The sequence below is a fragment of the Polynucleobacter sp. AP-RePozz3-80-G7 genome, assembly GCF_018882145.1.
Lineage (GTDB): Bacteria > Pseudomonadota > Gammaproteobacteria > Burkholderiales > Burkholderiaceae > Polynucleobacter.
This window is the reverse complement of record NZ_JACVPC010000005.1, coordinates 25,823-44,680: the sequence shown is the minus strand read 5'-3', so window position 1 is coordinate 44,680 and position 18,858 is coordinate 25,823. Positions and strand designations below refer to the sequence as shown.

Below are 18,858 nucleotides of genomic sequence, written 5' to 3'. Positions count from 1 at the left end.
TTCAGGGGATTTGATGGAGCCATTATCAAAGTTAAAAGTCGTAGAGATGGGGCAACTCATTGCTGGACCTTTTGCCGCAAAGACCTTGGCTGATTTTGGTGCTGATGTTATCAAGATCGAAACACTCAAAGAGGGCGATGCATTGCGCAAGTGGCGTCTTCTTAAAGATGGCACTTCAATATGGTGGCAAGTGCAGTCACGCAATAAGAAATCACTTTCCCTGGATTTAAGAAAAGCGGAAGCGCAGGATATTGTCAGGACCTTAGTCAAAGAGGCTGATGTATTAATCGAAAACTTTCGCCCTGGAACATTGGAGAATTGGGGCCTTGATCCAGAAAAATTACTTCAACTCAATCCTAAGTTAATTGTTCTTCGCATTAGTGGTTATGGCCAGACTGGCCCATACAGAGATAAACCAGGATTTGGTGTGGTTGCAGAAGCTATGGGCGGTTTGCGACATCTCACTGCTGAGCCTGGCAGAGTGCCGGTGCGGGTTGGTATCAGCATTGGCGACACTTTAGCGTCTTTACATGGTGTGATTGGTATCTTGCTAGCACTGCAAGAGCGTCATAACAGTGGTAAAGGTCAGATTATTGATATTGCATTGTATGAAGCAGTCTTTAATTGCATGGAAAGTCTGTTGCCTGAATACAGCGCATTTGGTGAAGTGCGGCAAGCGGCCGGTAGCGCCTTACCTGGCATTGCCCCAACTAATGCCTACCAGTGTGCTGATGGCGGTTATGTATTGGTTGCTGGCAATGGCAACAGCATATTCAAGCGCCTAATGACAGTGATTGGGCGTGAAGATTTAGGCAATGATCCTCAGCTAGAAAACAATGACGGTCGCGTCAAACGAGTCGCTGAGCTTGATCAAGCTATCGGCGAGTGGGCTAAAACAGTCATTACCACCAAAGCATTAGAGGCGTTAGATTCTGTATCCGTACCAGCGGGAAAAATTTATACGGTTGCTGATATTGCAAACGATCCACACTACAAAGCCCGAGAAAATATTCAAACGATTCAGATGCAAGATGGCACAAAGTTGGATGTGCCGGGCGTGATTCCGAAGTTATCGCGTACACCAGGATCCATAAAGACTCTTGCGCCAGATATTGGGCAGAACACCGATGAAATACTCAAAAGCATTGGTTTGAGTGATGATCAGGTCGCCTCTTTAAAAGAGCGCGGCATTGCATTTTCTAAATAAAGATTAAACCATGACCAGAATTTATTTCAATGACGTCGTAATGCGGGACGGTTTCCAGATTGAGCCCAATTTTGTACCAACAGACGATAAAGTAAAGCTGGTTGATGAGCTTAGTGAGTGCGGCTTTGCCAAAATTGAAGTGACCTCATTTACTTCGCCTAAGGCGATTCCGATGCTACGAGATGCCGAGGAAGTGATGGGGCGTATTAAGCGTGTGCCTGGAGTGGAGTACACCGTCTTAGTCCCCAATTTAAGAGGTGCCGAGCGCGCTTTGGAATCTAAGGCTGATGAATTTAATCTCGTGATGTCGACTTCAGAGACGCATAACTTAGCCAATCTGAGAATGGGGAGAGAAAAGAGCTTTGCGGGATTGGCGGAAGTTATTCAATACGTTGATGGCAGAACACCCATTAATGTTTCCCTTTCCACTAGTTTTGGCTGCCCCATGGAAGGGGAGGTTTCTCAAACGGTGGTTATAGGGTTCGCTAAACGTTTTGCAGACCTCGGTGTAAGAGGTGTAACAATCTGCGACACCACAGGCATGGCAAATCCTGACCAAGTAAAGAGAATGTGCGATACATTGCAGAAGCAATTCCCAAATCTACAGCTGACGTTGCACTTCCATAACACTAGAGGCATGGGCTTAGCCAATGTCTTAGCTGCAGTACAGTCCGGTATTGTTCGTTTTGACGGTTCATTGGGTGGCCTGGGCGGATGCCCGTATGCACCAGGTGCAAGTGGCAATATTTCCAGTGAAGATGCGATTCATATGCTCGATGCGATGGGTTATTACACCGGCATGAATATTCCCAAGCTAATACAGCTGGCAAGAGAATTGCCAAAGATTGTGGGGCACGAGGTGCCGGGGCAGGTAGCAAAGGCCGGTACTACCTCCACGTTGCATCCTGAGCCAAGTTACGTGGATGAATTACGCCGCGCTAAATAAGGCGTAGATAAGAAGACAAGCATGATTGACCATTTAGATCACTTAGTTCTCACCACCGCAAAGGAGGCTGAGTGCGTGGATTTTTATAGAGACTCCTTTGTTGATCGCTGAATGACGATTCATCATAAGAGACTGAAATAAATTTGATATAAAACTTTAGTGCTAGCGTCTCTAAATTCTCGCTAATACTTTAGCTCTAATAAATGTGTTTTTAATAAATTTTTCACATTTTATGAATTACTATTCCCCCGGCTAAAGAAATTAGCTTTCATTTTTTAATTCATATGGGGAAGTCAAGTGGGAAAACTCAATACAAATTTAATTGTGGCGGTATGCGCATTCTTGATCGGTATCGCAAGCGCGATGGCCTTTAATAAACTTAATGCAGAGGATCAATCTCCAGCATTGCCGAGCGTTCACTCAGACCCAATGGGTAATGTTAGAGCGATTCAAGACTAATACTTTAGTTCTAGCGGCAGTGAATGATTGACCTAGATCAAGATTCTTCTTGATGATAGCTTTTATAAAGGAATCCAGTAGCTATTCAAATTTCCATGACGGTTTTTTGAATATTGATAACCACCTTTCGGGGTGGTTTTTTTTGCTCTGAAGATCTGTGCCTATTAGAAGTGGTAGCCAACGCCCAAAACAATATCGTATCCAGTTGCATCGGCAGTAGATTTCACGGTAGCGCCACTATCCGTTAGCACGGTTACTGCTTTTGCTCTATTCACAGCGTAGTTTCCTTCGCCAAATGCATAGATGGATCCTGCAATAAATTGCTTATAGCCAATGCCATAAACGGTCCCATTCACTCTATTGGATTGCTGCGGATAGTTTCCGGGTGAATTTGCGTTGAGGGTTGACCCAGCGTAACCTATCTTTCCATAAACCAAACGGGCCTGATCAATGACATAACCCGGGAGCAAAGAAAAACTAAAAATGTTTGACACATCATATGTTCCGGTTTTCACAGATGCACCGGCGGGCGTAGTTGTCACTAGCGTAGAGCTTGCAGATCTCGAGTGGCCGGGATACAAAGCAGCGCCAATGCCCAATAAATAGCTGCTGCCTAGATCAAAGTTGTAGCCGATTCCGATATTGGCTGCAGGCCCATTGGCGTGATCTGCAGTTGAGGTATTCGGAAATGTAACCCCGCTCGCAGTTGTTGTTGTCCCACTTGCGCCTTTGGGTATATAACTCTCGTACCCAATTAAACCCACTTGTCCGTATGCGCCAGACCAGGAATTTGCTTTGGTCTCTGCATACACGTAGCCAGAAAATAGGATGGTAATGATTGTTGCAAGGCGGATGAATTTAAAAGTACTCATTTATTAGATCTTTCAATTTAATATTATTTTTTTAGTAGTAGCTTGATTGCGTCGACGATATCGCTATAGCCGATGGGCTTATATAGCACCTCAATATTTAAGCCTTTAAATAGCTGAATATGCTGGGGGGAGGTGTCCGCGGTAATGATGATGGATGGAATGTCTATGCCAAAACTATCGCGCAGTTGCTGAATAATGAGATCTCCAGTAGTCGTTTCCAGGCGATAGTCACTGAGAATGCAATCAATGTGATTAATAGTGGCTAATTGGTTTGCCAATTCGTGACTATTCTCTGAGAGTAATAGAACATTGAACCCATTTTGTGTCAGCGCTTGCTTATAGGCTTCAAAAATAGTGTGATCATCTTCAAAAACCGCAATTGTTTTTGCTTCCAAAAGAGCTTCTTGAGCATTTGGGGCTAATAGGTTTGATCGTTGGGTTAGTGTTTCAGCACCCTCAGCGAGGGTAATGGTGGAATACTGTGTTTGAAGATTGAAAGTGGTACCAGATCCCAGCTCTGATTCAACGACCAAGTCTGTATTGGATGTTTTGCAGAGTCGCTTGACGATCGATAGACCCAAGCCAAGGCCATCATGCATGTTTCGAGTGCTATCCACCCTAAAGAATTCATCAAATATCTTATCTAGTAGGGTTGGGTCAATGCCATAGCCTGTATCTTTGATGGATATGTGCAAGCAATCATTACTGGAGGTGAGTTTGACTTTAACCGTTCCCGATGCCGTGTATTGAATTGCATTAGATATTAAGTTGCCAAGCAGCTGCTGCAGCAGAAACTTGTCACCATTGACTCCCATATTAAAGAAGTCAAACTGAAGCGCTAGATTTTTACTGGCTGCAATGGGGGTAAAGGTATTGGATAAGAAGCCAACCAGCTCTATGAGTTCAAAAGGCTTTTCTAGCTTATTGGATGCACCCGCATCCAACTTGCTCAAGTCTAAAAGAGACTTAAACATGGAGTTTAAGGTTTGGATACTCTTTCTGATTTGCAGGAAGTTAATCTTTTCCTTGGGGTTGAGTTTATTTGGCTCAAATAGATCTAGATAGATATTGACAGCATGAAGTGGCTGCCTGAGGTCATGGCTAGCGGTTGCAATAAATTTTGATTTGGTAATATTTGCCACAATTGCACTATTGCGCTCGAGCTCTAATTCTTTATTGAGAGCTTGGTTTTGAATTTGTAGGCTGACTGTTTTAATCCATGAGCTGGAAAAATAAGATGCCATTTTGATTGCGTACAGTGAAAACGCAAATTCACCCATGAGGATCGGCCATGGAAACATGAACGGAGGTGTCAGCGAGGAAATAAATTGACCTGCAAAGATCGGTAGTGCAAAGCAGATAAAGGTTGAGCGATGAATCGAGTAACCATAAAGCCCTACAAACACTGCAGTTGAGCTCATCAAAAGATATAAGCACTGCAAGTTAAATGGGAGGGTTGGTGCAACAATGAGCCAGCCTAAGCCCCAACATGCAGTCACTGTGAATACACCAAGATTCAGGTTGAATATTTTTCTTTTGACCGACAATTGTGGATCTTTGTTTCTAGTAAAGACCATATAGGCCCTGAATATCACGCAGAGCAACATGACTCCTAGCCAGATGGAGAGGGGTCTAAGGGGCGCCTCCTGAAATACTAAGATTCCAGTGAGCAAGGGCCCAATAACTGTTCCAGTCGTATTGGCTTTAGAGGCTGTTTCAAGAAATTGATACTTTTCTTCGAGCAGTAATTCATTGCTGTTTTGCATTGAGAAGGCATCCATGTCTTATACCCACCCATTCTCTTTGGCTTTAATAACAGCCTGTGTTCTATTAAATACTTTGATCTTCTTAAAGATCTCACCTAAGTGGACCTTTACAGTCTGTTCGCTGATATTAAGAGAGTAGGCAATCATTTTGTTGGAGTCACCATTGGAAATATGGTGAAGGATTTGCTTTTGCCTGTCTGTAAGCTGCGTCAGTTCAGCCTCATTTGGACTCAATCCCATCAAGTTACACAAACTTTGATAAATGAAGGAGGTGTCACTGCTTTTCGGGATAAAAATACTGCAACCAGCATCAAGACACTCGTTTTCTAGACTTTCTTTTTCTAGACCTGATATCGCGGCAATCGCAATGATGTCTTCGCACTTTTTAAATTCTTGGATCCCGAAAAGCTGATTTTCTGAATCCGGAATTAATAGGTCCAAAAGAATGATCCATTTGGACTTCTTAGAGCGGACGATATTGAGACCTTCTTTAATCGAATTTGCTGAAAATACTTGAGTGCCAGAGGAAAAGAATTTTCGAGTAAGAAACTGATGGAGAGCATCCCTGTATACCGGATGATCATCGACGATCAACAATGACACAGAATGCATGTAAACCCCTATTTTTGCTTGTTTTAATGGCTATATTTGGTTGAATAATTATGTCATTTGTAACTTCAATCTACCTAGTGCTTTAGCTCTAGGGCGAATATTGACCAAGATCAATTTTTAAGATCAAACCTTTAATTAGAAGAGCTAATTAGCGGGTTTTGCCAGAATCCGCAAAACTCAGTCTTGGAGAAAATCATGACAATTGCATGACTAGAGCTAAAGTGCTATGGATAAGAGGTGGTGGAGCTTTTAGGATGGCTCAAGTTCAATTTTTCGGAGATCCGCCATGCCATCAACTTCTATTTTTGGTCGCCACCAACTCGTTGCTTTACTAATGCTTGTATTGCTCGTATTTGGTTCTGTGGCGATTGCCGCAACGAACATCCAATTGGGCGGGGATGACGTTGTTCGCGCCAATCCAAATAATCCGCACCAGATCCCTGCGTATTTGGATCCGAAGTCTGAAGCCCTATCCGAAGAAATCCGACTCATTAAATATGAAGTGAGAGAAGAGGTCTTAGAAGTTGGTGAATCAGTGCACGATATTGCAATGCGCGATTTTCATGGCCAATCACAACCTATCTTAGATTTCACAACAGGCACATCAAACTAGTTCACTTGTCTAGATCTTCATTCTCAATGTTTGAGGATAAATTTATGGAAATCTCCCAATACCTGCCGATTTTTGAAGCTCTTGGTCATGAGACCAGATTTAAGGTATTCATGTCCATCTATCGCTCCGGAAAAGTGGGGGTAAGACCAAAAGAAATTATTGATAAATTTGGTGTGGACTCAGGCACGCTAGATTTTCATTTGAAGAGACTTACGGCTGTTGGGTTAATTGTTATCAAGTTTGGTTGCCAAAGGGGAATTTATTGTGCCAATGAGAACATTCCGCCTGAGCTAGCCCAGCTCTTTGCTTCAGGGCTCAGTGCTAATGAGCTGTTAATGGTCAATCCTGCACCTTTGGCTCTGCCTGTATCAGAGCACCTGCATTAAGGGCCGCTCAGCCCAAAGATTGCTATAGCTGGTAGGTCGGGCAAGATTCCAGCTCGGAACCAGCGGGTTGCCAAGGTGCTTTTAACGTTACCTAGGGCTGTTATAAAGGTGATTTGTTGGTAAATAGTCTTTTGTTACTAAAGTAGAGTAAAATACATTTAACGATTTTCAAGCTAATAGTGTTGTTGTACTAGTAATTAATACCGCAGTTCTGCGATAGTTCTTCTTAGCATCTCCCCCGCCATTCTTGACTTTCGCCTCATTTGGGGCTTTGTCCCTTTTATATTTTTTTAAGGAATAGTCAGATATGGCAAACGGAATTGTGAAATGGTTTAACGACGCTAAAGGCTTCGGCTTTATTACCCCTGAACTCGGCGGCGAAGATTTATTTGCCCATTTTTCAGCAATTAATAGCAGCGGATTTAAGTCTTTGGCTGAAGGTCAAAAGGTGACTTTTGATATTACTACTGGCCCTAAAGGCAAGTTAGCATCCAATATTCAACCTGTTTAAATCAGCAGCAAATACCAGGCAGAAATTATTTGCCTGGCCTAAAGCCCAGCATGACTGGGCTTTTTATTTTTATTAAGGATGTTAAATGGCAAAAGAAGAATTGCTTGAAATGGAAGGTCTTGTTGATGAAATTTTGCCAGACTCTCGTTATCGGATTACTTTAGATAATGGCCATAAGCTTATTGCCTATACAGCGGGAAAAATGAAAAAAAATCACATCCGTATATTGGCAGGAGATAAGGTTTCTTTAGAAATCTCTACTTATGACTTGAGCAAAGGCCGCATTACATTTAGACATCTTGAGAAGAAGCAATCTTTCGCTGGTGCGCCGAAGAGGCGGTATTGATAGCTTTGAAGTTTAAAACTGCAAGTTAAATGAATGTTTGCAAAGAATCTCAGGCTCTGGTCGATGCTGCCCCAGGCAAGCAAGAAATACTAAAACCACCTTCGGGTGGTTTTTCTTTAATCGCCTATTGCCACCATAAGTTACCGACACATTCCAAACAAGCAAAAGATGGATTAAAAGATGTCCTCATTATGATCAACAGTATTCAAGCTACTCACTAAAATCTGCCTGATGTCTATTGCAATAATTGGGTATCAGCAGTGCAATTGAGTTGCAAGGCCCGTAAGATCTTTGGCATGGTAAGTGGTAAATTCTTCACGATGCAAGTCTTGCCTTGAGAAGTTAGGGCCAAACTCTAGCGGTCTTTCAATGAAGGCCGTTTGAAGCCCGCAGGCATTTGCTGCCAGAAGATCATCTTTGTGAGCTGCCACAAGCATCACTTGTTCGGGGAGGACATTGAAAATCTCCGCGACACCTAAATAAGTTTCTGGATCAGGCTTGTAGTGACGAAATACTTCTGCTGAAAGAATTAAGTCCCAAGGAAGTCCCGCATTCTTAGCCATATCTGCAAGTAGGCCGAGATTTCCATTGGATAAGGTAACGATAGTAAATTTACTTTTTAATCTTGTCAGCCCTTCGACTGTATCTAGCCAGGGATTGAGGCGATGCCAAACTAGATTTAATTCTTGTACTTGTGATTCCGACAACGAGGTAATGTTGAATGTCTTCAATATGTCATCAAGGATCATACGATGCAAATCATCAATCTTTGTCCATGGCAGAGTTCCAGAGCGCACCTTGGCCATTGCTGGTTTATAACCATTACGCCATGCGGTAGCGAATTCATCTGCATCAACTGGCAGGCTGAGTCTTTTGGCTTCGGCCGCGATTGATCCATGCCAGTCAACCACTGTTCCAAAGACATCAAAGGCTAGTATTTTGGGATCTGTACTCATTTTTAAAGTTCTTTTTGGGTTGGTATGTAGTGGAAAGGAGTCCCTCTTATTGGATATTAGCGGAATTCCAAATAAAAAACTCCCGAACTTTCATTCTTAGGCTTCATATCACTTGTGGGTCGGGCGAGATTCGAACTTGCGACCAACGAATTAAAAGAGCTGTTTTAACGCCGACAGACTCAACTTAACACAAAAATATACGTTAAATCTACAGCCGTCGCCCTTGAATGATTTCAACAAGAAACATAACAATTGCAATGACTAGCAGAACGTGGATAAACCCACCAAGGGTGTAAGAGGAAACAAAACCTAGTAGCCAAAGGACTAGAAGAATAATGGCAATGGTACGAATCATGGAGTCTTCCTTGTTATCTGTAGAAGGGGTTCATACTTCCCTTAACTCGCATATCATTTTTAACTGAAGTCACGCCATTGATGGTCTTTGCAACATCAAATGCGCGATTGGTTTGTTCGATGCTGCCTACAAACCCGCTAAGTTGAACCTCTCCCTTGAAGGTGACAACATTGATCTCAAGGGATTTTAGTGAGGGGTCATTAAAAATGGCAGCCTTAACTTTGGTGGTTATTGCGCTGTCATCAATATATTGACCTGCGCTTTCACTGGTGGCTGAGCCGGCACATGCCGATGTAATCAGGGTGACGGATATTGCTAACAATACGAGTGATTTTTTTATGAATTGCATGTGAAGCCTCATTTCTAAAAAGAGTGCTTTGCGGGGAGGGGGTAACCCAAAAGGCCTAAAGGTGAGCCTAATTTCATGTTACGCCTATTAGTTCTATAAAAGGGCTTTTAATTGAAGGGATCGGATGCCATGCCTTATTGAGTTAATGTCATATAAATTTGTGACGCGTTAGTCGTAATTTCAGTTTTCAAATTTTGGAATATCCTCAATGGTTGAAAACGCTACCCCCCATCCTATTGCTGATAACAATATGGGCAGGCAATAACCTACTAGCTTATTGAGGTTTACATAGTATTTATAGTGAATATTGCCCAATTTTCAGCGTTCATGACATACTTAAATACATCATTAATTTTTGGTATCAGTTTTTGTACTTTTCTGTAAAAACAAAATTTGTTGCTGCCTTGCTCTTTTCCCTGAGCTGGATGGCCTTTTCTTTTTGGTTTTCTCAGCCCTGGTATTCAGATCTGAGCAATGCTATTGGGCCCATTCCTGCTTATTTCATCATTACATTCATAGCAATAGCCCCTGGGTTTATGAATGCATTTGTATCAATTGCTTTGTTCTTAGATAAGCGTCCCAAGGTTATCGAAGGGCAAAAGTATCCACCAGTCACAATACTGGTTGCAGCCTATAACGAAGAGCGGGCAATCGGCTCAACCCTATCCGGAATATTTTTACAAGATTATCCGGCTGATATATATGTCATTGTTATTAATGATGGCTCAATAGATAACACGTCTCACATTGTTAAGTCCCTTGAGGAAAAACACTCTAAATTAGATTTAATTGACTTGTCTACGAACGTTGGAAAGGCTGCCGCTCTTAATCGGGGACTTGAAAAAAGTAAAACTGACATCATTATTTCAATCGATGCGGATAGTTATATTCTTAAGGATGGTGTACGACACCTAGTCGGTCGCTACCTCTCGGATCCCACTAATACAAGGGCGGTAGCTGGTGAGATTCTGATTAGAAATTCGCGAGAAAATTGGATTACCAAGGCGCAGGAATGGGATTATTTCCTTGGTATTGCAACCATTAAGCGCATTCAGTCTTTATTTCAGGGTACGCTAGTTGCCCAAGGCGCCTTTTCGCTCTATGACCGCAAAACTGTGGTTGACTTGGGTGGGTGGCCTAATATGGTTGGTGAGGATATTGTCTTGACATGGAAGATACTATTGGCTGGCTATAGAGTTGGGCATGCTGAAGATGCTTTAGCATTTACTGACTGTCCAAACACTTTGAAAAAGTTTATTAAACAGAGGCAGCGCTGGTCGCGGGGGCTGATAGAGACATTCAAAGAAAATCCAACAATCTTATTTAAACCGAGGTTATCTACACTTTATATATGGTGGAATACGCTATTCCCATTTATAGATATAGCCTATACCTTTGGCTTCATACCTGGAATGGTGTTGGCATGCTTTGGAATATATTGGATAGTTGGCCCAATGACTTTGTCGCTCTTGCCCTTGGCTTTCATACTCAATATGCGTATGTATTCAAAAGGTAAAGCCATGTTTGATCAAGAGGGCCTAAAAGTGCGTAAGAATATCTTAGGGTTTCTATTCTATGTATTTGCGTATGGATTGGTTTTGCAGCCCGCCTGCGTATATGGATATTTTTCAGAGCTTTTTAACCTTAAGAAGACTTGGGGGACAAAATGAGATCGCTTCGCCATTGCCTCTTCGTCTTGCTATTGTTAAATATTACTTCAAGCGTATACGCTGAGGAAGAGCAGGCTACAAAGCAAGCAATCTCTATTCCAAATGCCTATATTGCCTCTGATAGTGAGGGGTTTTCAACCTACAAGTACAACGCTGGCTATATGCCTTTATACGAGCATGGAGAAAAATTTACCGGAGTGAGTTATCAGCATAATTACTTTACGCAGGGTGGTTGGGACTCATCTGCAGAGGTTTATACGTTATTCACAAAAGCTATTAACCCTAGAACAAGCCTGGGCTACAACCTTAGTCTTGGTTATAACTTGCAAAATGGCTATAAGCTACTTACCACGGATAGTAATTACAGCTTTCGCGTTACCGATTCGACAAAAGCAGAAGTTTTTGTTAACCGCGACAGAGTTGAAACTCAAAATGCACTGAATAACGGGATCTATTACACATTTGGTGGTGCCAGTATTGAGCAGCAAATTATTGAGCGATTATCAGCAATTGTGATGGCGGGCAATATGTATTTTTCGGACACTAACACTAGGCCGACAGTTAGGGCAAAGCTGATTTATGACTTAATTCCTGATTATGGGGTGACGGCCCAATTGCGTTATCGTCAATTTCGCGATACCAATACAAATGTTGCAAACAATTACTTCAACCCAAACGAATACAGCGAAACGATGATTGCATTGGGAGCAAGAAAACGGATTGCTGGTTGGGTTTTGAGTGGCACAGCAGGGGTAGGTCGACAAACCGTCAATCAGGATCCAAGCACTACTACTCAGCTTTATGAGTTCGCAGCAACAAGCCCTGTTGCCTCTAATGACTACTACTTTAAGACCCGTGCAGGGTACGGCAAGTCTGCTGGTTTTTTAGGGCCCAATTACTTTTACCGCTATGTAATGGAGGAGCTGATCATTCCGTTCTAGCATTGCTAAGGTTGCGATCTGCTTAATCCATCATTTGCTATCTTCGAGTCTTGGGTAATAATCTTCAGTGAGTCAGATTGTTGATAAGCTGATCAAATTGAATGGGGTCAAAATTCAGATTATCGAATCTGAAAAGAGAGGGGTTGGTTGGCGGCTCAGTTCTACGCGGTACATATTGATCCCAATGCACAAGCTTCCATTCATCGCGTGGATCTGCACGTAGTTCCATCCTACGCTTTGCCTCACCTTCTTCCAAATCTATCCAGGCCAGACGAATTTTTGTTTTAAGTGGTACCCCCAAGAGTTCCGGACTAAACATCTTGCCGTTCTTAATTTCATTTGAAAAAGGTCCTACAAGGATGATATTGACACCGAGGAGGAGATTTTCTCTAGCCACATCAATAAGGCCCGAATATTCCCAGTCTCGTAAATTCTTTAGGTAATAGGGGCTATCACGGTCATTTGGATTGCCGGTAGTTAACTCCATGACATGAGCGCTATAGGCACCAAATGCCGTATCTTTATCTAGGAAGAAAAAATCTTCACCTGTCTTTTCAATAATTAAAGGAAGGGCTTTTTTAGCCAAAGTAGATTTACCGGTACCCGCATGACCAGCAAAAAGAATCAGACGTGGTGCTAATGGCGATAGCTTGCAACTCATTTGCAATCAGTCTGTCAGAAATTTAACCAAATTGCTAGTATTTCGGATTAAAAAAGTAGCCTTTTAGGGCTTTGAGCCAATAGGAGCATTTTCTAATTGCCAATTAGCCAATCAAGATCTATAAAAGAAGTATGTACTTTTGCATTTGATAAGCGGTAGATATTATGGATATTAAGGGTGGCACTGTAATTCCTTCGGACTCTCATGCGCCGTGCTCAAAATGTGCTCAACGCAGTAGATGCGTTATCAATGAAATTTCAACTAAAGAAGTAAACACGCTTTCATCATCGTATATATCGCGAAAATCTCTTCATGAAGGCCAATATCTCTATAGAAGAGAGGACGCATTTCATGGCGTCTATTCTTTGAGATTTGGTTCCGTTAAAAGCGAATTAGTATTTCGTGATGGCGTATCGCAGGTGACCCATTTTTCTGTGCCCGGCGAAGTTCTAGGCTTAGATGGTCTGAGCAGCGGGAATTACCAGTTAGATGTTGTATGTCTTAGCTCTGTAGAGGTCTGCTCTATTCCTATAGCAGACCCCAAGGCCATGATTCAAAGCTATCCTGAATTTATGGGGGAGCTAGCATCCTCATTGAGTGAATTATTAAACGTTTCATATGCGCACAATTACGACCTCATGAACCTGAACTCACTTGAGCGGGTTGCTGATTTTCTGATTAATTATTCCAACCGACTGAGTACGGTTGGGTTTGACCGTGATAGCTTTGTATTGCCTATGTCACGACCTGATCTGGCAAATTACCTAGGGTTAACAGTGGAAACCCTCAGCAGATCTTTATCTCATTTAGAGAAAATCAATGTTATTAAAGCTAAAAATCGGGAGATTAGGTTCATCTCTAGGGCGCCTATCTTTGAGATGCTTAATTCAATTACATTAAGAGAGAGGCATGAGCTCTCTAAAATTGGATCTCATTCATTCCCACCATTCAAAGAGAAGAGAAAGCCATAAATTGCACATTAGCTCAACTATGGCTTCCTTGTATTAATGTTTTATTAGTTTGCAATATCTAGATGTCGAACATAGCTTTGTAAGATCTTCTCTCGAAAAACTAAGTCCTCAAAAATAAGCTTTTCTAAATTATCAGCATGTTTTTTTGGATCTTCACCAGGCTGCTTGGTTAACCAATCATATACATCGATGAGACTCTTCATATTAATCATCTTCATTCTCCATAATTTCATTGCTAAATAGGCAAATTGCATAATTGATGGGCGAAGGGAATTGAACCCTTGTGGCATCTCTTTTGAGGCTTCCGTTCTACCATTGAACTACGCCCATCTCAGAGGGCGAGGACTAGATGTTTTGCCGCGCTAGCAAAAGATTTCGATTTATTCCCTCTCCCATAAATCGAACTACACATCGCTGTCCACATCCTCTTTATAAATAGTCTATTAATTTAATTTTTGATTCGTATCAATTTTTTGCGGCTAATTAAAAGTGGCAATGTAGCTTTTTGGGTGAAACCCTCATTGATATTTATAGGATGCTAAATGCCACAATTTATCTTGAATATTTTGATGTATATCAATCCCAGAGCTAATCATCAATATACATTTAAGACATTGGTTATTAATCTAGTCTTTCTCATAAGGATGGTAAGTATGTATAAAAAGATACTAGTGGCGGTCGATAGTAGTGACACAAGCAAATTGGCGCTTAAGGAGTCAATTAAGCTGGCTAAAGAGGGTGGCTCTACATTACGCGTTGTATACGTAATGGATGTCTTTAATATCTATCCGGAGGCAGAGTACATGAGTTACAAGGATATGCAGAAGTCCTTGCAGCATGAAGGTGAAATGATTCTGGACGCAGCTAAAAAAAGCCTGAAGTCATCTGGGGTTTCATATGGCCAGCACTTGATTAATACAAGTGCCAGAAATCCCAGAATTGCCGAGGCCATTGCTGCGGATGCCGATAAATGGAAGGCAGATTTAATTGTGGTTGGAACCCATGGAAGACGCGGTTTTAGCCACCTTTTACTTGGAAGCGTTGCTGAGTCCATTGTGCGTTTAGCAACCAAGCCAGTCTTGCTCATGCGAGGAAAGTCTAAATAAAGATCAAAGGAGGTCGATATGAATCAGATGATGGATAGTTTCATGCTGAGCGGTATGAGCATCATCGGCATCCTATTGGTGATAGCACTCTTACTAACTATTGCTTCACTATGTAAGTATCTTTTTTCAAGCGACAAGAAGTATTGAAAAATTTGAAACTAGGGGGTTAAATGGAAAAGCTAAATTTGAGTGTCCAGGGCATTTCCTCGGCATCCTGTATAAAAACTATCAAAAGTGCATTGAGTCATCTAGAGGGCATAACCAGTATCCATGTTGACTGGGAGTCTGGAAGAGTCCAAATACAGCGAAAATCTCCTCAATATGACGATATTATTCATGCCCTAGCGGAAGTTGGCTATTTGTCTAGCCTTGATCTGGATGAGCAAAACCCCTAAATGTTCTGATCAAAATATGAAAACTTTATTACATGCCAGCGCAGGAATCTTTGCAGCATTTTTCTTGTTCATATTTTTTTCTGCCACTCTTGTGGCTGAACTTTACTATTCCCCAAATGATGTTATTGCAGTTCAGCAATCGATTTTGCAGGCAATGTGGGTATATATTCCGTTGATTTTTGTTGCCGGGGGAATGGGCTATGTGCTTGGGAATGAGCGTAAAGGAAATATTGTTGAGGCTAAGAAGAAGCGAATGCTGGCGATAATTCTAGTTAGCATCTTTTTGTTGTTTCCAAGCGTTTATGCATTAGCAAGTCAGACCGCTGACTATGTTAGAAATGCAGTTTTTTATGGCGTTGAGGTGCTTGAGTTGATTGTGACGGCACTGTTAATGATTCTTTTAGTTTTGAATGTTCGAGATGGGGCTAAATTAACTGGCGATATGTCAACAATGGACTAGCAATTGAGATCTTAAGATTTGGTGAGCGATCTTATTTTTAAAATTAAGATACTGCCAGCTAATATCAGACTCATGCTGTTTGATAATATAAGTGGCCACTTGTATATCAATATCCCATACAAAAGCCAAGTTGCAGCACCTGCTGCGAAGAGGGAATAAACAAAGACAGAGATGCACAAGAAGTTGCCGCTCTTCCAAATCTGAAGCGCCTGTGGAATCAATGCGATTCCAGTAATTGCCGCAGCTAAAAAACCAATATATTCAATAATTTGAGGCGAATCAGGCATGAGAGCATTGATAAATGAGTACCTGACTCATCCAATTGCCTGATCGATAAATTGATTTAATTGCGCTGTTTGCAGTGCTCCGCTGACTCGATTAAGCTCCTTACCACCCTTAAATAGAACCAGAGTAGGGATTGATCGAATATTGAATTTTGCACCAATTGCCGGGTATTTCTCGGTATCAATCTTTACGTGAACTATTTTGTTAGAACGAGCAGCAGCGCTTGCCTCAAATGTTGGCGCAAACATTTTGCAAGGTCCGCACCATGGAGCCCAAAAATCGACAACGATAGGCAGGCTAGAGTTCTCAATCAACTCTTTAAAGTTGGCTTCATCAGGATTGATGGGGAGTGATAACAGTTCTTTTTTGCAGGCTCCACAAGTGGGTTGATTAGCAATTTTTTCAATAGGAACGCGATTGCCTTTTTGGCAATGAGGGCATGAAAGAATCATATTATTTCTCCTTCTAAGTTCAAATTAAAACAAGTTCAACTGGAATGTTGCCTCTTGTTGCATTTGAATAGGGGCATACTTTGTGTGCCTCATCTATTAGATTCTGCGCCACACTCTTTTCAATGCCCGGTAACGAAATGCTCAATTTAACGGCGATTCCAAAACCTAACGGTGTTGGGCCAATATCAACACTTGCATCGATATAGGTATCAGCAGGGACCTCTATCTTCATTGGGCCTGCAACATACCGCATGGCACCTAAAAAGCAGGCCGAGTATCCAGCTGCAAATAATTGCTCTGGATTTGTACCGGTTCCAGAGCCCCCCATTTCCTTTGGCGGGGTGAGTATGACGTCTACATGGCCATCATCGGTGCGTGAATGTCCCTCTCTACCTCCGGTGGTATGGGCATGGGCGGTATAAACAACTTTATCAAGCTTGGTAAGCATATAGCCTCCTATAGTAAATATTTGTGATGCAAGAATCTATCTTAATAGGGTGTTGAGTAAATCAGCCGTTTCTGACTTATGTAGAAATAATGTAAATGAGTAGTAAGTGGTCTTCAAGATCTACCCCCTAACTTTTGCAATTAAATTGTCGGCATCTCCTCGGCCCTCATCTTGAGCAAGCCTTAGCGCCTCAAGCTCAAATGCCCTGAGATCTACCTGATCATGGTTTAAGTCAATGGGGTTAATAATCCCCTCAATTGAGATGATATAAGTTCCAATAATTTCTGGAGACCAGTCACTCGTAAAAACATCGACAATCCGTTTCATTGGTTATCTCTCTGTCTAAGTTCAAATTCTTTACTACTCAACCATCGACGCCTCAATTGCAACCTTAATCACAACTTCATCAGTAATTTGTGGTGCGAATTTACCCATGTTGAAGTCTGATCTCTTGACGACCGCTACGGCATTTGCGCCAAAGTGTTCTTGGCCACCAACGGGGTGTTTTCCATATTCAAAATGAATAACCTCTAGAGTGATGTGTTCGCAAATATCCTTTATGGTCAATACGCCATGCACTGCGGTAACCTTTGAGCCCTCAAATTCGATCCTATCAGACACAAAAGTGGCCTTTGGGTATTGAGCGGCATTAAAAAAATCAATGCCTTGGATATGCGTGTTAAAAAGATCTGACCCAGTGCTGATCGACTTGGTATCAATATCAATCTTGACTGAGCCGGTTCGTGATTTCAGATTTAGCTTAATTTCTCCGCTTATTTTGTCAAATCTACTGATCTGCCTTGAAAATCCGAAATGACAGTATTCAAAGTAGACAAAAGTGTGGCCTGAATCCAAGATATAGAGCTGTTCACTTTTTGGCATACGTCCCCCTAGATTGCGATAACCACTAAAACACCCATAGCAATTTTTTCCTCAAACTGAGCTAACTTGAGATAGCTGGCATCACCAGTACTTTTGAGGATTGAAAGCCCTTCATTTGGGTCGAACTTTGCTAGGTAGTCGCCTGGGGTGATCGGTGAAAACCCGCTATCAGAGCCATCAATTGCATGTCTGCGACCTAAAAAACCTTTATTCACATGTACTTGCATTGCAAACCCCTTACTAATTCAAATTGAATGAAGTAATCATCTCTTTTGCCGCCAATTGTTTCTTGATATGTATCAAAAAATTGCAAAAATTATTCAAAAGATATTTGATTAATTTTGATACGTATCAAAAAAGATAACTCCTTGCGTTTTATTGTGGTTCATACACCAGTTGGTGTTATTGAATTTCTATCTAAAAGTAAGGAGAAGTTGATGAAAACAATCATTCGATCGGTAGTAGCGCTCGCTATTGGATTTTCAATTGGCACTTCGTATGCCGCTGATGCTGGATCCATAAGCATCATCACCCCTTCGGATGGGGCCGTAGTGCAAGGTAGTGCAATCTCAAAATTAATCTATCGGGTTAAATTGGGTCCCCAGGGCAATCATCTACATGTCTACGTCGATGATCAAAAACCTATAGTTGATAGGGAGGTAACTGGCTGTCCATGCGCCGTTGATTTGCCTTCGCTCTCGCATGGTAAACACATAATCATCGTCAAGGAAGCCCGTGCCGATCACAGCCTCACTGGATTGCAATCATCAACTGTATTTATTACCAAATAAAGATATGCAAAACTTACTCTACGCCCTTATTCAAAGCGTTCACAATTTGCTCGCTGTTCTTATAGTTGGGGTAGGTGCGTACGGTTTATTTTTTGCACTCAATCCAACCAAGAGGACGTTAGCAGTAGTCCAGTCATTTGCCTGGGCTCTACAGGGTTTTACAGGCGGAGCATTTGGGTTAACTACTTATCACTACTTTCATCAGCTTCCCGACATTCATGGGGTGGCGATTGCTGCGCTTTTGATAAAGATTGGCTGTGTGGTCCTGGGATTTGCATTTGCCTCAACCTACGTATTATTTGGCCCGCAGTTTTCAAAGGCCGTAGATAGGATATTTTGGTGGCCTATGTTCCTGTTTGGCGTTCTTGCGTTAAGTTCTGCAGCATTCCTAAGATGGTTTTCATAAGCATATAAGTGG

31 protein-coding genes and 1 tRNA gene are annotated in these 18,858 nt (G+C 41.9%); 17 read left to right on the top strand and 15 right to left on the bottom strand.

Going from position 1 to position 18,858, the window contains the following annotated elements; genetic code table 11:
- Positions 1-13 precede the first annotated feature (13 nt).
- From ICE90_RS09705 to ICE90_RS09695, 3 genes are all read left to right on the top strand, one after another.
- A complete protein-coding gene (locus tag ICE90_RS09705) occupies positions 14-1,207 on the top strand; it encodes a CaiB/BaiF CoA-transferase family protein (protein ID WP_215320494.1) in 1,194 nt (397 codons plus the stop codon).
- A gap of 10 nt (positions 1,208-1,217) precedes the next feature.
- Positions 1,218-2,153, top strand: coding sequence for a hydroxymethylglutaryl-CoA lyase (locus ICE90_RS09700; protein ID WP_216192266.1), 936 nt, complete (start codon positions 1,218-1,220; stop codon positions 2,151-2,153).
- Between the two features lie 297 nt (positions 2,154-2,450).
- On the top strand, positions 2,451-2,612 hold the full coding sequence (locus tag ICE90_RS09695) for a hypothetical protein (protein ID WP_215320490.1): 162 nt from the start codon (positions 2,451-2,453) through the stop codon (positions 2,610-2,612).
- Positions 2,613-2,776: 164 nt separating this feature from the next.
- Here the strand turns inward: ICE90_RS09695 and ICE90_RS09690 are convergent, their stop codons facing one another.
- The 3 genes from ICE90_RS09690 to ICE90_RS09680 are packed head-to-tail and all read right to left on the bottom strand — an operon-like array spanning position 2,777 to position 5,862.
- On the bottom strand, positions 2,777-3,484 hold the full coding sequence (locus tag ICE90_RS09690) for an outer membrane protein (protein WP_215320488.1): 708 nt from the start codon (positions 3,482-3,484) through the stop codon (positions 2,777-2,779).
- A gap of 23 nt (positions 3,485-3,507) precedes the next feature.
- Complete coding sequence (locus ICE90_RS09685; protein WP_216192264.1) at positions 3,508-5,265, bottom strand: hybrid sensor histidine kinase/response regulator; 1,758 nt, start codon at positions 5,263-5,265, stop codon at positions 3,508-3,510.
- 3 nt (positions 5,266-5,268) lie between these two features.
- Entirely contained in the window at positions 5,269-5,862 is a 594-nt protein-coding gene (locus ICE90_RS09680) for a response regulator transcription factor (RefSeq protein WP_215320484.1), read from the bottom strand.
- Between the two features lie 286 nt (positions 5,863-6,148).
- Between ICE90_RS09680 and ICE90_RS09675 the strand changes: the two genes are divergently transcribed.
- From ICE90_RS09675 to ICE90_RS09655, 5 genes are all read left to right on the top strand, one after another.
- Complete coding sequence (locus ICE90_RS09675; RefSeq protein ID WP_215320482.1) at positions 6,149-6,475, top strand: hypothetical protein; 327 nt, start codon at positions 6,149-6,151, stop codon at positions 6,473-6,475.
- Between the two features lie 44 nt (positions 6,476-6,519).
- Positions 6,520-6,861, top strand: coding sequence for a helix-turn-helix domain-containing protein (locus ICE90_RS09670; protein ID WP_215320480.1), 342 nt, complete (start codon positions 6,520-6,522; stop codon positions 6,859-6,861).
- 307 nt (positions 6,862-7,168) lie between these two features.
- Complete coding sequence (locus ICE90_RS09665) at positions 7,169-7,372, top strand: cold-shock protein (protein WP_072583619.1); 204 nt, start codon at positions 7,169-7,171, stop codon at positions 7,370-7,372.
- An 85-nt stretch (positions 7,373-7,457) separates the two neighbouring features.
- Positions 7,458-7,718, top strand: a complete 261-nt coding sequence (gene infA, locus ICE90_RS09660; protein WP_215320475.1) for a translation initiation factor IF-1 — start codon at positions 7,458-7,460, stop codon at positions 7,716-7,718.
- Between the two features lie 29 nt (positions 7,719-7,747).
- A complete protein-coding gene (locus tag ICE90_RS09655; RefSeq protein WP_216192262.1) occupies positions 7,748-7,939 on the top strand; it encodes a hypothetical protein in 192 nt (63 codons plus the stop codon).
- A 33-nt stretch (positions 7,940-7,972) separates the two neighbouring features.
- Here ICE90_RS09655 and ICE90_RS09650 read toward each other — a convergent pair whose 3' ends face one another.
- From ICE90_RS09650 to ICE90_RS09640, 3 genes are all read right to left on the bottom strand, one after another.
- A complete protein-coding gene (locus ICE90_RS09650; RefSeq protein ID WP_216192261.1) occupies positions 7,973-8,674 on the bottom strand; it encodes a haloacid dehalogenase type II in 702 nt (233 codons plus the stop codon).
- A 208-nt stretch (positions 8,675-8,882) separates the two neighbouring features.
- Positions 8,883-9,029, bottom strand: coding sequence for a lmo0937 family membrane protein (locus ICE90_RS09645; RefSeq protein WP_216192260.1), 147 nt, complete (start codon positions 9,027-9,029; stop codon positions 8,883-8,885).
- Between the two features lie 13 nt (positions 9,030-9,042).
- On the bottom strand, positions 9,043-9,378 hold the full coding sequence (locus tag ICE90_RS09640) for a BON domain-containing protein (protein ID WP_255533354.1): 336 nt from the start codon (positions 9,376-9,378) through the stop codon (positions 9,043-9,045).
- Positions 9,379-9,803: 425 nt separating this feature from the next.
- On the opposite strand from ICE90_RS09640, the gene ICE90_RS09635 reads away from it, so the two are divergent.
- Positions 9,804-11,048 (top strand): glycosyltransferase family 2 protein, encoded by a 1,245-nt coding sequence (locus ICE90_RS09635; protein WP_216192258.1) that lies wholly within the window; start codon positions 9,804-9,806, stop codon positions 11,046-11,048.
- A complete protein-coding gene (locus ICE90_RS09630) occupies positions 11,045-11,989 on the top strand; it encodes a hypothetical protein (RefSeq protein WP_216192257.1) in 945 nt (314 codons plus the stop codon). Before ICE90_RS09635 ends, ICE90_RS09630 begins: the two co-directional genes overlap by 4 nt.
- A gap of 64 nt (positions 11,990-12,053) precedes the next feature.
- On the opposite strand, the gene ICE90_RS09625 is transcribed toward ICE90_RS09630, so the two are convergent.
- A complete protein-coding gene (locus tag ICE90_RS09625; RefSeq protein ID WP_216192256.1) occupies positions 12,054-12,650 on the bottom strand; it encodes an AAA family ATPase in 597 nt (198 codons plus the stop codon).
- 164 nt (positions 12,651-12,814) lie between these two features.
- Between ICE90_RS09625 and ICE90_RS09620 the strand changes: the two genes are divergently transcribed.
- Positions 12,815-13,621, top strand: coding sequence for a Crp/Fnr family transcriptional regulator (locus ICE90_RS09620; protein ID WP_216192255.1), 807 nt, complete (start codon positions 12,815-12,817; stop codon positions 13,619-13,621).
- Between the two features lie 44 nt (positions 13,622-13,665).
- Here ICE90_RS09620 and ICE90_RS09615 read toward each other — a convergent pair whose 3' ends face one another.
- Both ICE90_RS09615 and ICE90_RS09610 read right to left on the bottom strand, forming a co-directional pair.
- Complete coding sequence (locus ICE90_RS09615) at positions 13,666-13,824, bottom strand: hypothetical protein (RefSeq protein WP_216192254.1); 159 nt, start codon at positions 13,822-13,824, stop codon at positions 13,666-13,668.
- A gap of 55 nt (positions 13,825-13,879) precedes the next feature.
- Positions 13,880-13,951 (bottom strand) — tRNA-OTHER (locus tag ICE90_RS09610).
- Between the two features lie 323 nt (positions 13,952-14,274).
- Between ICE90_RS09610 and ICE90_RS09605 the strand changes: the two genes are divergently transcribed.
- The 4 genes from ICE90_RS09605 to ICE90_RS09595 are packed head-to-tail and all read left to right on the top strand — an operon-like array spanning position 14,275 to position 15,582.
- Entirely contained in the window at positions 14,275-14,727 is a 453-nt protein-coding gene (locus tag ICE90_RS09605) for a universal stress protein (protein WP_216192252.1), read from the top strand.
- Positions 14,728-14,745: 18 nt separating this feature from the next.
- Entirely contained in the window at positions 14,746-14,874 is a 129-nt protein-coding gene (locus ICE90_RS10850) for a hypothetical protein (protein WP_255533353.1), read from the top strand.
- A 23-nt stretch (positions 14,875-14,897) separates the two neighbouring features.
- The gene (locus ICE90_RS10900; RefSeq protein ID WP_216192250.1) at positions 14,898-15,122 is read left to right on the top strand and encodes a heavy metal-associated domain-containing protein; all 225 of its coding nucleotides are present in this window, start codon (positions 14,898-14,900) and stop codon (positions 15,120-15,122) included.
- 16 nt (positions 15,123-15,138) lie between these two features.
- Positions 15,139-15,582 carry a hypothetical protein gene (locus ICE90_RS09595; RefSeq protein WP_216192248.1) on the top strand — a complete coding sequence of 148 codons (444 nt, stop codon included), beginning with the start codon at positions 15,139-15,141 and terminating at the stop codon, positions 15,580-15,582.
- Positions 15,583-15,593: 11 nt separating this feature from the next.
- Here the strand turns inward: ICE90_RS09595 and ICE90_RS09590 are convergent, their stop codons facing one another.
- From ICE90_RS09590 to ICE90_RS09565, 6 genes are all read right to left on the bottom strand, one after another.
- The gene (locus ICE90_RS09590) at positions 15,594-15,869 is read right to left on the bottom strand and encodes a SemiSWEET transporter (RefSeq protein WP_216192245.1); all 276 of its coding nucleotides are present in this window, start codon (positions 15,867-15,869) and stop codon (positions 15,594-15,596) included.
- 27 nt (positions 15,870-15,896) lie between these two features.
- Positions 15,897-16,319: a thioredoxin TrxC gene (gene trxC, locus ICE90_RS09585; RefSeq protein ID WP_216192244.1), complete on the bottom strand. Its 423-nt coding sequence runs from the start codon at positions 16,317-16,319 to the stop codon at positions 15,897-15,899.
- Positions 16,320-16,338: 19 nt separating this feature from the next.
- A complete protein-coding gene (locus tag ICE90_RS09580; RefSeq protein WP_216192236.1) occupies positions 16,339-16,767 on the bottom strand; it encodes an organic hydroperoxide resistance protein in 429 nt (142 codons plus the stop codon).
- Between the two features lie 120 nt (positions 16,768-16,887).
- The gene (locus ICE90_RS09575; protein WP_216192234.1) at positions 16,888-17,094 is read right to left on the bottom strand and encodes a hypothetical protein; all 207 of its coding nucleotides are present in this window, start codon (positions 17,092-17,094) and stop codon (positions 16,888-16,890) included.
- Between the two features lie 33 nt (positions 17,095-17,127).
- Positions 17,128-17,649, bottom strand: coding sequence for a YceI family protein (locus ICE90_RS09570; protein WP_216192232.1), 522 nt, complete (start codon positions 17,647-17,649; stop codon positions 17,128-17,130).
- A gap of 8 nt (positions 17,650-17,657) precedes the next feature.
- Complete coding sequence (locus tag ICE90_RS09565) at positions 17,658-17,876, bottom strand: hypothetical protein (RefSeq protein ID WP_216192231.1); 219 nt, start codon at positions 17,874-17,876, stop codon at positions 17,658-17,660.
- A 210-nt stretch (positions 17,877-18,086) separates the two neighbouring features.
- Here ICE90_RS09565 and ICE90_RS09560 point away from each other — a divergent pair, with 210 nt between their 5' ends.
- Both ICE90_RS09560 and ICE90_RS09555 read left to right on the top strand, forming a co-directional pair.
- Positions 18,087-18,440, top strand: coding sequence for a hypothetical protein (locus ICE90_RS09560; protein WP_216192229.1), 354 nt, complete (start codon positions 18,087-18,089; stop codon positions 18,438-18,440).
- A 4-nt stretch (positions 18,441-18,444) separates the two neighbouring features.
- Positions 18,445-18,846, top strand: a complete 402-nt coding sequence (locus tag ICE90_RS09555; RefSeq protein ID WP_216192226.1) for a hypothetical protein — start codon at positions 18,445-18,447, stop codon at positions 18,844-18,846.
- Positions 18,847-18,858: the final 12 nt, after the last annotated feature.